We start from the raw sequence: 13540 nt of genomic DNA, 5'->3' as shown, positions 1-13540 counted from the left end.
CGCGGGACAGGCAAGTCAGTGAGATTTCTGGATGGACGACTGGGAAAAGCAAGCGACCCTCAAGTTCCATCACGCCAATCCGCTGGAAGGCTATCGGCGGTTGTTGAAGACAAACAACTCGCCGTCGCGAACATCGCGACTATGATGCTTGGCTCGCAACTACTTGAAACCCTGCTTCTTGCCCTGTCTAATGTTCGGCTGACCTATTTGACCTGACGCGATGATTCTGGGCGTTCGGGGGGGGGAGATGGGTAAAAAAAGCAATGGGCGAAACTTGCAAGCGAGTATTGCATACCGCTTGTGAGGGTCATAAGCACAAGTATGGAAAAACTGAAATACACAAAGATATAACATGTCGATTTCTAAGCTAATTACTATTAAAGCAAAACTGAATCGCGAACAAACTTTGCTCAATCTTCTTAAAAATATGGTTGCCGAATCAAAGAAAGAAATGGGATGCCTTACATATGACCTCTATCAACAAACACAAAACCCACGAGAGTTCTCACTCATGGAAACATGGGCGAACTTAGCGGATCTGGAAGCTCATAAACAAAGTGAACACTTTAAAACTTTCGTTTTAAAAGCACCAGAGTTGATCGAAGGTAAATCCTCTGTAGAGTTGATTCATCACACATAGTTCAACTCAACCTTTTAAAAGCCAATGATTAAGCAGAATAGTCTCCAGCCATTCAGTTCAGCGGACGCCGCTTCGTCACCGTTGACTTCAGCCGTTTAACACTATCAGCACGAATACAGAAATGATCAATAGATGGAATGAGGTCGATGCGATTGCCTGCAAGGATCTTGTGGATTTGCGGGTATATACATCGCGTTTGCAAGGCGTCGAACCGGATTTGGTTCTGCATGGTGGTGGCAATACATCGATAAAAATGGGTAACACCCTCTATGTCAAGGGAAGTGGATGGAGTCTTGATACCATCGAGCGGCCCGGGTTCTCCCCGGTGAAATTGGATGTGTTGTTGGCAATGGCAGAACTGGATCGTCTCAGCGATACTGAATTGGTTACACGTCAAAGAGCGGCTCTGCTAGATGAGAGTGCGCCGAATCCCAGTATCGAAGCAGTTTTGCACGCACTCATTCCGTTCACTTTTGTAGACCACACACATGCCGATGCGGTTGCAACGATTTCAAACACATCCGACGGGGAAGCCCGTTTCAAAGAGATTTACGGTAAGCGTGTGATGATTGTACCGTATGTCATGCCTGGTTTCGAATTGGCAAAAACGATTCTCCGGATGACGCGGGATCTGAGCTGGGATACGATAGAAGGGCTCGTGTTGCTCAACCACGGTATCTTTACCTTTCATGCTGACGCGAAAGCAAGCTATGATAAGATGATCGAGCTGGTGGGCATGGCAGAAGCCTATCTAAATGAACAAACAGTCGCACCCGAGACGGAGGACGTATCGGTAATTCCTCACAAGGATGAGATTGCCCGACAAGCCTCGGAATTACTTGCTTGTGAAGTCGTGCTCAAAGAAGTTCGAACACCTTACGCGATTGCGCTTTCAAAAATTGCGAATGTGGGGGACATCGTGCGCAATGGTCAGCTAACCCCCGAGCATGTGATACGTACCAAGCCATTTCCGGTCATCATTGATCGCGACGTGAAAGAAGGGTTTCAGAAATTCCAAAAAGACTACAGTGAGTATTTTCGAGCGCATGAAAACGGCGAGATCATGCTCGACCCGTGTCCACGTTATGCGATCATCCGAAATCATGGTTTGATTGCCATCGGTCGAAATGAAAGGGAGGCCGGCATCATCGCAGATATCATAGAGCACACGGCGAAGGCCATGGTTCAAGCTGAACAGCTCGGTGGCTGGCGTTCACTCGATGAAAAGGATGTCTTTGCAATCGAGTATTGGGAACTCGAGCAAGCCAAGCTCAAAGGCTAGACGTTATTTTCACCCGCGCGGTACAAAAACAGGCTCATGCGGCGGAAGCGTGCGCAGGAGGTTTTCGAGGCATCTCTCCGGTGTCCCATGATTGCTGGCAGGAGCTATTTTCACTGGTTATCGTGCAGTTGCCGGGAGAAACGGAGTGGAGCTCTGCAGAGGTGCAACTTGACAAGGGATATCCCGGTCGATGGTGCGCCAAGGGTGCTTCCGGTTCCCGGCGGACGACCGTCCGTCGGGGACTCTTTTCTAAGAGATCATTGGACACCGGAGCCATACCTCCAAAAAACCTCGATTCTGGGTTCCGCGGTGTGACAACTTTCATCAATTGCTCGTGCTGCGACCTGGCTTACAAGCTGCTGAACCCAGGGTTTGTTGTCGAAAACAAAGGAGTCTAAGCGTGAAGTATGAGAACGAATCCGATCTGACGCCCGCGGAGTTCATCGACGTGTTGCGACGATCGACGCTGGCGGAGAGGCGGCCGGTCGATGAACTCCTGCGGATTGCCAAGATGCTGGCAAACGCTAACTTGGTCGTGACGGCGCGGGATGAAGCCGGAACGCTCGTTGGCGTGGCGCGGGCGATCACCGATTTCGCCTACTGCACGTACCTGTCGGACCTAGCGGTTGATGCTGCTCACCAGAACCAGGGAATCGGTCGGGAACTGATTCGCGTTACTCATGTACACGCCGGGCTCGATACGCGATTGATTTTGCTAGCGGCTCCAGCAGCGGCGAGCTACTACCCGCACATCGGGATGAAGAACCACAAGTCGTGCTGGATGATTCCGCCGCAGTTTGAGCGTTCTTGACGCTGTCGCAATCGGAGAATGGAGCGTCGCGTTCCGATTCGGAAAAGGTTCGTTGGGATCGTGTCATCGTCAAGTCCTGCTTGGGACAATAGACTAACTCGATCAAAGACAAACTCAAGATTCAACTGCGGCATTACAGCCCAGATCAATTAGGATTACCATCAGGAGGTGGCGGAGTATGTCAAAGGATCAGCGGCGGGGAGCGATGAATGGGTGGTTTTAGTCACACGCTAGGGATTACAACAGGAAGACTTCTGATATGAAACGATACTCTCTATTTTGCCTGATTCTGTTAATATGCGCCACGACCAATGGCCAAGCAGTTGCCCCTCCAGCCCTCTATGGCGCGGATGCCCTGGGGCGACACATGCCGGACGCCTCCACGGTGCGCGTATTTCAACCAGATCGGCACGTGGGAATCTTCTATTTCCTCTGGCTCAATCAAAACAAAGTTTATGACAACTCCCTGATCCTTCAGGAGAACCCGAATGCAGCTGAGACAAATGCGTCTCCTCCCTGGGGGCCCAAGGGGGCTTACCATTTTTGGGGCAAACCCTTGTATGGCTATTACCGCAGCGACGATCCTTGGGTTCTACGGCGCCATGCCGCTTTGCTCTCCGACGCAGGCGTGGATTTTCTGATCTTCGATGCCACCAACTCCTTGATCTATGAGGACGTAGTGAAGAACCTATGCAAGGTATTTGCAAAGCAGCGACGGTTGGGCGAGCACGTTCCCCAAATCACCTTCATGGTCAACAGTAATGCCGGCAAGACCGCTGAAAAGATCTATAACTTACTTTACAAGCCAGGGCTCTATTCGGAACTGTGGTACCGATGGCAAGGCAAGCCGCTCTTGATCTGCGACCCAGCAGAGGCCACGAAAGAAGTGGCGGAGTTCTTTACGCTTCGCAAAGCCCACTGGCCCTTTGATTTGGTCAATACCCACAACGCGTGGCATTGGGAGGCGACCTACCCACAGGTGTACTCCTATGACGAGAATCCGCGAAAGCCGGAGCAGGTCAATGTTTCCGTTGGGCAGAATCTGCATCAGGAAACAGGGAAGGTGGCTATGATGAGTTCCGGCGAGGCCCGCGGGCGCAGCTTCCACAAGGGGCAGGTCGACCAACGTCCCAATGCCTATGGCTACGGTTTCAATTTTCAGGAACAGTGGGAGCGGGCTTTCGAACTCGATCCCGAAGTCGTCTTCGTTACCGGATGGAACGAGTGGATCGCTATGCAACTTAACAGGAAAGACCATGGTCCGCCCGTCTTCTGTGACCAATACGACCTCGAGCTCAGTCGCGACGTGGAGATGATGTCCGGTGGCTACGACGACAGCTACTACATGCAAATGGCATCCAACATTCGCAAGTACAAGGGTATGGTCCCTGCCGCGAACACGACAGCCAGCAAAACGATTGATCTGGCTGGTTCCTTCACTCAGTGGGAGGACGTGTTACCCCTCTACCGTGATCATGGCTTAGACACCTTGCCACGCGATCACGCAGGTTGCGGCGACAATCACTATCGTAACGCAACAGGCAGAAACGATTTCCGTATCCTCAAAGTCACACACGACCAGCAGAACCTAAGCTTCTACGCTGAAACCGGCGAGGACATCAGTCCAGCCACTGATCCAAACTGGATGTGGCTGCTGATCGATGTAAAGGAGAAGAAATCAGCAAACTGGGAGGGCTTTGATTTCCTAATCAACCGCAAGGTAGCTGGCGATAGCCTAACATCGCTCGATCGTTGCACGGGCGGATGGCACTGGAAACCCGTGGCATCTGTAGAGTACCGGGTTACCGGCAATCAGATGCACGTTGTTATCCCTAAAGCATTGCTCGGTATTCAGGGCGATCGCTTCACTTTGGAATTCAAGTGGATCGACAACTGCCAAGAACCAGGGGACATCATGGATGGCTATACGAACGGAGATACTGCACCCGAGGGACGATTCCGCTATCGCTACGCAACCCATTGGCAGTGAGTTTTGCTCTGGTGTTCGATGTTGAGTGAACCGCTGCGGGCGACGTCTTCGTATTTCCAGGGTCAGGGAAGTGCATTGCCTCAGCTGAATCTGGAGTTTGCCGCTGATCGAATTATTCTATTCTCCTCGCGTGCCTTCATGGGGATCGGTGATTCGCCCGTCCGTTCCAAGATGGCGGGTACGCCGGTGAATCCTTGGAAGCGATCCGGGATGACGTCGCAATACAGCTGATCCAGCCCCATCCGGTACGCACGTCGCCCACGCCATCATCAGTCAAGGCAACACGGTTTCGCTGATTGGTGTTGATTCTGTGGCCGAGGAAATAGAGGTGCATGGTACCCTGGCAGTGCCCTTTTTTCAGCACTGCTAGCCCGGATTATTCAGTGCGACGTAAAAGACGGCGGTTTTCAGTGGGTGTAATTCCCACCCGGCAACTGGTCGCTCCAGCCAGGAGGCAGGGCAATCTTGGGGTCGCCACCATCGCGGTTCCACTCGACGATGATGTCACCGTCGGGGGTCGGCAACGAACCGCGACAATGGCGAAGCGGATTGTCGGGCAGGAAAAAGACGATGCTTTTCTCTTGGTAATCAATGGACCGAATGCCCAAGATGTCTCGGTAAAGCACCACTGCGGCATGCGAGGCAAAGCCGTGGTTGCATGAGGCAGTCGGCTGATCGTGTTCCCAGAGAGTCCCTGTCGTCATGGCCATGCTGTGCCAATAGCCGATCGCTTCGTCATAGATGCTGGCCGTTTCACGCTCGCGCGAAAGGATTTCGATACGCAGCATGTTTCCGGGGAGCTGGTTGCAGGGATAGATCTCCGGGTGGGCCTTGGTCTCGCGCCGATGTGGACCAAACTCTTCGACCAGCGTCCTCCAGAGCTTGGGTCGGCTCTCAGGCGTGGCGACGAGAAAGAAAAATGCGTAGTACTGGCAGACTTCTGTACGATCGGGGCGAATGTCGAGCTCGCCATCAGGCCGCCGCACGGCATGGTCGCGATAGAAGGTTCCGTCAAAGGCTTGATCGTTGATCGTTGAGCGAAGGGCATCGGCTTTCACCCGCCAATCCTCACGACCAAAGAGCTTCGACGCGGAATCGAGCGCAGCAGCATAAAGCATGTTGGACGGGTAATTGACATCCTGCACCAGATTGTTCGCCTCAGACCATTCGACAAAGACCCACTCTTCGAGATTTTCAAGCAGGCCGTCCGAGTTTTCGAACCGCTTAAAGAAGTCAAACAACGCCTCAACCTTCGGGCGAAGCTGATCGACAAGTGCGCGGTCGCCGGTACGGGCTTCGTACTCCTCTAGCTGTAAAACAAACCACATGGCCCAGTTCGGAATGTAACGGCCCTCGTTAGGATCCATTGGGTAGCACATCGGTAGCATACCGGAGACGAGGCCTGGGAACTTCGCTGGCTGCGCATAGTTCTCGAGGAAGTTTCGTTCGACGGCCATGGCGCCAGTGAGGTTCGCCTCAACTCGAGCAGTAAAAAACGAATCGCAAAGCCAGCCAGCTCTTTCGCGGCTTGGGCAGTCCATGAAGATGTCCGTGGCGTTTTGTCGGAAAGTCTGGCCTGCCGCTGTGAAGATCCTATCGAGACGTGGATCAGAGGACGCGAAGGTGGCGCGGCCGGCGTGGGGATGGGCCAATTCACGGAGATAGTTACCTTCGAGAGTAACGGCTCCGTCGAGTGCATGGAGTTGCAGGTAACGAAGCGTGTAGGGTTCAATCGTTTCGATCGTATAGGTTCCTGCGGGCAGTTCGATGAGGATGGCGTTGACGCACTTCATGCGGTGCGGATCGACGGTCTCTTTCGGACCGGTGCGCAATTCGTCGAACGTGACCAGCAGCTTGGCGGGTCGCTCGGCGCGCAGTCGAAAGCCGAGAAAGCCGGAGAGATTTTTTCCAAAGTCATGGAGGTGAAATGTTCCCGGTTGAATCAAGTCTCCGGTCGGTCCGGGATCGAGCGACGTTGGTTGCAGTGAACTCATCATCAGATCGGGACGTGCCTGAAGCTCCTGCTGAGGAAAGTCGCCAAAGTTCTCTGGATGGAACCCGTAGTAACGGCGTTTCGGCGGCTTGGGAAGCACGCGAAAGGTTCCACTGGCAACGGACGTGGAATCAATCACCTTGAACTTTGGATATGGCACGCCGCGCTCTGCGAGGGGGAAAGAGGGCGTCTGGGCCAGCTTCATCACCGGTCCGTCCCATTCTGCCACCGAGCGCCACGCGGCGTTCCATCCCGGTGTCGGCTGGAACACCTCGGTAAACGTCCGTTGATAGCTGTAGCGTGGCACCTTGCGCACCACCACCGGATGCAGGTCAATGGCCTGGAAGCCCGGGGTCGCGGCAAGCACTTTGCCGTCGCACACGACCTCGGCTTGCAGAAAGGGCTGCTGCTTGACCATGTAGAAGCTACGCGCCGTGCTGGCCGCCACCTCGATGGCCACGACTGACGTACCGGAGCTTGCACTGGAGTCCAATGACCATTCGTCGATGCGAAAATGTCCGTGTCCGGCACGAGCGGGGCCGTGGCCGACAAATTGCCCATCAACGCTGGCGCGATAGAGTCCAGAGGTGGCGATCCGCAGAACGCTGCCGGGTGGAAGCCGCTGGAGGGCGACACGAAAACCGACCCGCCGGTTGAGGTCATCTCCGCCTGTGTCCGGCCAACACGACGCAGCCTCGATAAAGGTCGCCGCAGCGCAGTGATCCGGTGCGCTCGATGAGGTTAAGAGTAATGCCACTATCAAGCTGAGAAATCTTTTCATGCTCTTTCTTTGTTGATGTGTTTTTCAGGTGCCACTGGCATCGAATTCTTCTTACTGGTAAATGCGATCTAAGTTGCGGGGACGCTCACATTCTAGTTGAAGTTCTGCTGTTCGGGGTCAGTTTGCCCGCATCTTCTTTCACCGAACTGAGCCATGCGTCGAGGGCGGTTGATAATCGCGTTTTCTTGTCCTCATCGTTCAGCGCATGTTCACCCGCCAACTCCCTGGGGTTGGTCGCAAGGTCGACAAAATTGTGAGCGGGGATGGCTGTGCCATCGACGGCTTTGACAGGCTTTCCATTTCGGATCTCTTTCAGCGTTCCCATGCGCACGGCGTTGAAGTTCCCACGCCAGGACCAATAGAACTCGTCGCCCGGGCATTCGGTCTTGCCGGTGAGCCAGGGCAGAAGGTTCTTCCCTTCCAGAAGGGGATGCTGCGCCTTCCTGCCAGCCACTGCCGTAAACGTCGGAAGGAGGTCAAGGGAGATGACAGGGTCTGAGACGACCTTGCCCTTTGCAAGTGTACCGGGCCAGGATGCAATCATCGGCACCCGGATGCCCCCTTCATAGACATCGCCTTTCACGCCGGAAAACGGATCGTTGCGAGAGGTGTTCGGGCCTGTTGGCCCGCCATTGTCGCTGAGAAAGACCACTAGGGTGTTTTTGCGAGCGCCCTGCTGATCAAGCTGATCGAGTAGCCGCCCAATGTTGTAATCCAGGCACGTCATCATCCCGGCATAGGTACGCCGTTTCGGATCCTTGATGTGATTGTTGGCCGCAATGTCCTTTGGCTTGGCATCCAGTGGTGTGTGAGGTGCGGTGTAGGAAAGATAAAGAAACCAAGGATTCTTATCCTTACTACCGATGAAGTCGATCGCCGCGTCGGTAAGGACATCCGTCTTGAATGCATTGGCTTCACGCCTAAACGGTTCAGGTTTCTGATTAGGGCCGTTGAACGTGAAGTACTTGGAGCCAGAAGCATTCGACGCTTTTGAGCGGAAGGGGAAGTAGTTGCCGCCGCCACCGACGAAAAACAGCCCTTCATCGAACCCTCGTTTCCAGGGTTTGGCGGCCTCCACACGCTCTTGCGAGAAAGCATCCACTTTCCTGACCTTGCGGTATTCGTCTCGCTCCGTGTTGCTCAACATGGATTCCGTGCCCTGACCGAGGTGCCACTTCCCGACCAAACCGGTCCGGTACCCCGCCTGCTTGAGGTACTCGGGCATGAGGGGAAGAATGTGCTGGTCGGGAAGGCCGTGGTTATCTTCGTTATCCACATACCCGAAACGGGCCTGGTGAACACCGGTCATGATACCGGCTCGCGACGGCCCACATTGAGGAGCGGTGACATAAGCATCGGTGAAGCGAAGGCCTGAAGCTGCAAGAGCGTCGATGTGAGGCGTGCGGATCTCCTTGCTGCCCTGACAGCCCAGGTCTGCATACCCAAGGTCATCCACCAAAATGAAGAGGATATTGGGGCGGCTCTCTTCTGTTGCCGACACAGGTGAGGACATTACACAGCCTATGAGGGCAAGTAGTGATGAAAATTTCAGCATATTCTATCTACCTTTGTTGATCTCTTTGCAGTTTTTAATACGAACAGTTTTTGCCGTCTTACTTGGCTTTTCGCAGGTGCTTGGTTTGGGGCTCCACCGGATACATGGGCGCTCGCTCGGTCGTGCTTTCCCAGGCCTGGAAGGCGGAGCGAAGCTCGGCAAGCGTTTCAGTGTAAGCTGCGTCTGCCAGCACGTTGTGAGTCTCCCACGGATCCGCCTGCAGATCAAAGAGCGCTTCCATCGGTTCGCCGCCGTTCTCGTAATGGACGTATTTGTGCGTGTGCGTGCGAGCCATGACATTGCGACCGCCGCGCGGTTTGCCGGGGTAGCCGATTTCAGAGAAAATCACGTTGCGCCATGATTCCGGATTGTCGGCGAAGAGCGGCACCATGCTCACTCCCTGAACCTGCTTGGGAATATCAACACCAGCAAGATCAAGCAGCGTCGGCATCAGGTCGATGGATCCGACCAGTTCCTGCCTCACATTGCCCCGGGGAACGACGCCGGGGAACTTGACGATCATCGGCACCCGCACCACAGCATCGAGATTCATGGTCGGCTTGGTCCACATACTGTGTTCCGATGCGTACTCTCCGTGGTCAGCCGTGTAGACGACGATGGTGTTCTTTTCAAGCTTGAGTTCCTTCAGTAGGTCCAACACGCGGCCAATGTTGGCATCGATCTGGCTCACGTAGCCGGCATAGGCGGCCAGAGCCTGTTGGTGATGCAAGTCGGTCATGTCACGGAACCGATTCTGCCCCTCGCCGTACAGTGGCGGCGCGTCGTTGATCCGACTGCCGTGGTTGGGCGGCAGTTGCATGTCCGACGCCTTGTACATATCGGCCCAGGGATTGGAGCAGACGATCGGAGTGTGCGGGCCGTAGTAGGAGAGCCAGATACAGAACGGCTTGTTCGCGTTCTTTTGGATGAAGTCCATCGCATTGTTGGTCCAGAACCCAGCCGGATGATGGTCGTTATCCACCTTCGTACGGCCCACGGCTTTCAAGGGGTGCCCTCTATTCTGGTCGACCTGCTGAAGCCAGGACTTCATCTTCTCCTGTTTCATGAAGTCCGTGTACTGATCCATGTTCACGACAACATCAAAACCGTGTTCGGTCGGGCTGTGTTGCATGTGATGTTTGCCGAAGGTCGCGGTAGCGTAGCCCTGCTGCTTGAGAACCTCGGCAATGGTGGTTTCTAGAAGCGGTTCCTTGACCCCGTTCCAGCGGCAGCCATGACTTCGCGCGTAACGACCGGTGAAGAGCGTGTACCGTGCCGGACAGCACTGCGCAGTCTGACAGAAAGCGTTGGGGAAATACGTGCCGTCCTTGGCCATCGCATCGAGAGTCGGGGTCTTAACCGCCGCATGGCCGGCAACGCCCATGAAATGGGCGTTGTGCTGGTCGGACATCACGAACAGGACGTTGGGTTTGTCCGCGGCACTCACTGAAGAGGCAAACAGGACCACCATAAGTAAAATCGTTCTCATGAGATAAAGTTCCTGGAACTGGGATTTCCCATTTGGGTTGAGCCTGAAACCGCTCCAGGCCTATTTCACTCCTCAGCTTAACGCCACGCCCGCAACAAAACGCTTGGCTATTCTTCTGGAGTTTTCCTTTATTCGGCTTTGAATAGTTGCCGGCCACCTGGTTCGGGACGTGCGGTGTGTTGGTCGGCAGATAGAGGAAAATGGGCTTCCCTCGCGCTTGGCAATGCAGGCGGTCAGAATTCGATGTGTTGGCTTGTTTTTGATCATTCCTTAACTTTTGTTCTATTTACGTTTCAATTTGGCGTGAGCTCCTTGACCTTGTTGTTACGGAAGAGGATGGTGCCACTCGGGCCGGCGTGAATATGAAGACCGAATAGACCTTGTGTATATTCGTCGTTGACCAAATGTGCGGCGGTTATACCGTTGACCCATGTTTTCATGGTGTTGCCCTTGGCTTCAATGGTGACACGGTTCCACCCGTCTTGCTTGCGTGCCTTTAGCGAGTGACGCGGAGCTACCTCTTGCCCGCGAACCGATCCAGGACGACGGCTTGGCGCTGCACCGTGTACTTACCTTCCGGCTTGAGTTTCTCAATCGCCGGAAGCAGCGGCCGGGCCTCCTCGCCGATCCAGTAGATCACGCTGAGCGTCTTCATCGACGCATAGGTCTGGCTCTCCAGGAGACGCCCGAGCCACAGGAGGGCGAGTTCCTTCTCGCCGATTTGGAACAGGTGATAGGCTGCCACGGCGCGGACTTCGTGCGACTGGTCATCGGCGAGCGCGAGTATCTCCTCCCTTATCGGTTTGGCCTCGTCTTGCAGGATCAGGCAGCCCGTCACGGCCCAGTAACGGACACCGGCATCCTCGTGCTTCAGCAATTCGGCCAGACGAGGTAGGTTCTGCGCTTCGCCGGCGATCGCCAGGTCCGCGGCGTCGAGATAGGCCGGAAGATCGTACAGCTTTGGGTCTCGGACCATGTCGTAGATCGTCACCCCATTGTCGGCCGCCCGTTTGGCACGCTCCTCCTCGGGCAAGAGTCCCGAGTCATGGACCTCTTCCTGCCACGAGCGCAGCGCGCCGCGCATTCGCGTGATTCTCTCCGCATGCCGAGGATCGTCGATCAGATTGTGGATGCAGTCGGGGTCGGTTTGCGTGTCGTACAGTTCTTCGGAATGCGGTTTGGGGAGGAAGAAGCGGCCGGTGATTTCGTCGGTCAGTCCCGCCTTGTGATGTGCTTCCCAAGCTCGGGTTGCTTCCATCTTCCAGGTGTAGCTGGCAAATTGCCCCCAGGGGACGAACGGCATGTATCGCTTGATGTAGTAGTAGCGTTTGCCGCGAACTGACCGGCTGTCATCCAGAACATCGCCCTGCCGTTCGCTGTACCCGAAGCTGAACTCGTCCTCAGGCTCCGTGCCGGGGCCGAGGAAGATGGTGCCTTGCATGTGGCTGGGAATCTCCGCGCCGGTCAGGCTCATCCAGGTCTTGGGCATGTCGATGAAGGCAACCAGTCGGTCGACCGTCATGCCGGGCTTCTCGGCTGGCCAGAGGTGTTTGTACCGTTCGGGAATCCGAACAATCAGGGGGCAATGAATGCTGTTGTTAAACAGAAACCGCTTGCTACGTGGCATGACGCCGCCGTGATCGGAGTTGTGGATCACGATCGTGTTGTCGGCAAGGCCCAGTTCCTCGAGCTTCGCCAACGAGGCCCCGATCTCCTTGTCCATGTTCTCGACGGCGTCGTAGTACTTGGCGTAGTTCTTGCGGATTTGGGGGATGTCGGGATGGTATTTGGCCACCACGACGTCGTCGGGATTGCAGCGAGTCTTCTCGACTTGCCCATGCGCGCGGCTCTCGTGCGAGGTTGTGGAGTTGACGACCTGGAAGAACGGCTGGCGCTCCGGCAGCTTCTCCCACGCAACCTTGCCTTGGTGATCCCAGCAATCGCCGTCCGATCGCCCACCGATGTTGAAGTCGGTCTTCGTCGAGTTGCCGGTAAAATAACCGCGTGCCGCGAGCAGGTCGGGATAGTAGGGGATCCGGTCGTGTGGGATCTCGTTGCTGCTACGCATGGGCTGGATGCCTAGCGACAATGCGTGAACGCCCGTGATCCAGGAGCCACGCGTGGGTGAGCAGACGGGGATGTTCGCAAAGACGTTGGTGTAACGAAACCCCTCGCGCGCGAGCTGGTTGATATGGGGCGTCTTGGCCAGAACATTGCCGTAGCACCCGAGCCACTCGGCACTGTTGTCTTCACTGGTAAGCCAGAGAATATTCGGCCGCTCCGCATCCGTGGCATACACGGCACCAGCGGACAGGGCAACGAATATGGCCAGAGTTGCGTTCTTCACTATTTCGGTCTTTCTTCTGGGTTTTCCCATTTGGGCTGGGCCTGAAACCGTTCCAGGCCTATTTCGCTCCTCAGCTTAACGTCACGCTCCGGTCGACATCCTTGATGAGTGAAGAGCATTGAATCGGCGCAATTACTTAGGGGACAAAGTCCCGACCTGCGACTCTTACTTATCCCATGTTCCTGAGAAGCCGGGGCCGCCGGCTGCTATAGCACCGCCGCTCTTGCCGTTTTCGTCAGCACTTACCCAGAATGAGTACAGTTTTCCATTTGTCATATAGAATTTAAATCTCACATCCTGGCCGGCAATTGCTTCCAAGCTATTTCCTTTTTTCCATTGCACCATCTGTTTGGTACTGTCTGCTGAGATCGATGGGGATCACTTCCGGAGGAGAATCCAGATAAGGAACCGGCATCGGATCGTAATCATTATGCTTCATATTCTTCGGCGGCCACTCTTCGGGAAGCACGATTCCGTTGTAAAGTTTCCTATTTCCGGCACCGACATGCGTAGGTTCAGATTTGGGCCTCGTTAACAAAATTGGTGGGCCAAGTCATGCTCCGGAAGTTTCCCGAGTTCATGGTATAGCACAGTTTCATAGACTTCGTCGGTTTTGAAGCCGTACGATTTTCTCAATGCCACTTTTGCTTTC

General features: G+C 54.9%; 10 protein-coding genes and 1 pseudogene. 6 read left to right on the top strand and 5 right to left on the bottom strand.

The window, feature by feature from the left end; genetic code table 11:
- Positions 1-18: 18 nt before the first annotated feature.
- The 6 genes from Poly41_RS05875 to Poly41_RS33845 all read left to right on the top strand — a co-directional run bounded on the left by Poly41_RS05875 (position 19) and on the right by Poly41_RS33845 (position 4954).
- Positions 19-216 carry a hypothetical protein gene (locus tag Poly41_RS05875; protein ID WP_146525027.1) on the top strand — a complete coding sequence of 66 codons (198 nt, stop codon included), beginning with the start codon at positions 19-21 and terminating at the stop codon, positions 214-216.
- 136 nt (positions 217-352) lie between these two features.
- Positions 353-640: a putative quinol monooxygenase gene (locus Poly41_RS05870; protein WP_146525026.1), complete on the top strand. Its 288-nt coding sequence runs from the start codon at positions 353-355 to the stop codon at positions 638-640.
- 121 nt (positions 641-761) lie between these two features.
- Positions 762-1922, top strand: coding sequence for a class II aldolase/adducin family protein (locus Poly41_RS05865; RefSeq protein ID WP_146525025.1), 1161 nt, complete (start codon positions 762-764; stop codon positions 1920-1922).
- 400 nt (positions 1923-2322) lie between these two features.
- Positions 2323-2733, top strand: a complete 411-nt coding sequence (locus tag Poly41_RS05860; protein ID WP_231615445.1) for a GNAT family N-acetyltransferase — start codon at positions 2323-2325, stop codon at positions 2731-2733.
- A 259-nt stretch (positions 2734-2992) separates the two neighbouring features.
- Positions 2993-4723, top strand: a complete 1731-nt coding sequence (locus Poly41_RS05855) for a glycoside hydrolase family 71/99 protein (RefSeq protein WP_146525024.1) — start codon at positions 2993-2995, stop codon at positions 4721-4723.
- A gap of 3 nt (positions 4724-4726) precedes the next feature.
- Entirely contained in the window at positions 4727-4954 is a 228-nt protein-coding gene (locus tag Poly41_RS33845) for a hypothetical protein (protein ID WP_231615444.1), read from the top strand.
- 176 nt (positions 4955-5130) lie between these two features.
- Here the strand turns inward: Poly41_RS33845 and Poly41_RS05850 are convergent, their stop codons facing one another.
- The 5 genes and pseudogenes from Poly41_RS05850 to Poly41_RS05830 form a co-directional block, all read right to left on the bottom strand.
- Entirely contained in the window at positions 5131-7497 is a 2367-nt protein-coding gene (locus Poly41_RS05850; protein WP_146525023.1) for an alpha-L-rhamnosidase-related protein, read from the bottom strand.
- 85 nt (positions 7498-7582) lie between these two features.
- Positions 7583-9052 carry a sulfatase-like hydrolase/transferase gene (locus Poly41_RS05845; RefSeq protein ID WP_146525022.1) on the bottom strand — a complete coding sequence of 490 codons (1470 nt, stop codon included), beginning with the start codon at positions 9050-9052 and terminating at the stop codon, positions 7583-7585.
- A gap of 58 nt (positions 9053-9110) precedes the next feature.
- A complete protein-coding gene (locus Poly41_RS05840) occupies positions 9111-10541 on the bottom strand; it encodes a sulfatase family protein (protein ID WP_146525021.1) in 1431 nt (476 codons plus the stop codon).
- Positions 10542-10834: 293 nt separating this feature from the next.
- A pseudogene (locus Poly41_RS05835) lies at positions 10835-11029 on the bottom strand (family 16 glycoside hydrolase); the annotation flags it as partial.
- A 26-nt stretch (positions 11030-11055) separates the two neighbouring features.
- Positions 11056-12888 carry a sulfatase-like hydrolase/transferase gene (locus Poly41_RS05830; RefSeq protein WP_197231098.1) on the bottom strand — a complete coding sequence of 611 codons (1833 nt, stop codon included), beginning with the start codon at positions 12886-12888 and terminating at the stop codon, positions 11056-11058.
- Positions 12889-13540: the final 652 nt, after the last annotated feature.

The organism is Novipirellula artificiosorum (genome assembly GCF_007860135.1).
GTDB lineage: Bacteria > Planctomycetota > Planctomycetia > Pirellulales > Pirellulaceae > Novipirellula_A > Novipirellula_A artificiosorum.
The sequence above is the reverse complement of the archived record's forward strand: the minus strand, read 5'-3'. Positions and strand labels throughout refer to the sequence as shown.

Bases quoted from the DNA above. Each gene is read 5' to 3' on its own strand.
- Poly41_RS05870 (WP_146525026.1), top strand. From the start codon at position 353: ATGTCGATTTCTAAGCTAATTACTATTAAAGCAAAACTGAATCGCGAA.
- Poly41_RS05865 (WP_146525025.1), top strand. From the start codon at position 762: ATGATCAATAGATGGAATGAGGTCGATGCGATTGCCTGCAAGGATCTT.
- Poly41_RS05855 (WP_146525024.1), top strand. From the start codon at position 2,993: ATGAAACGATACTCTCTATTTTGCCTGATTCTGTTAATATGCGCCACG.
- Poly41_RS05850 (WP_146525023.1), bottom strand. From the start codon at position 7,497: ATGAAAAGATTTCTCAGCTTGATAGTGGCATTACTCTTAACCTCATCG.
- Poly41_RS05845 (WP_146525022.1), bottom strand. From the start codon at position 9,052: ATGCTGAAATTTTCATCACTACTTGCCCTCATAGGCTGTGTAATGTCC.
- Poly41_RS05840 (WP_146525021.1), bottom strand. From the start codon at position 10,541: ATGAGAACGATTTTACTTATGGTGGTCCTGTTTGCCTCTTCAGTGAGT.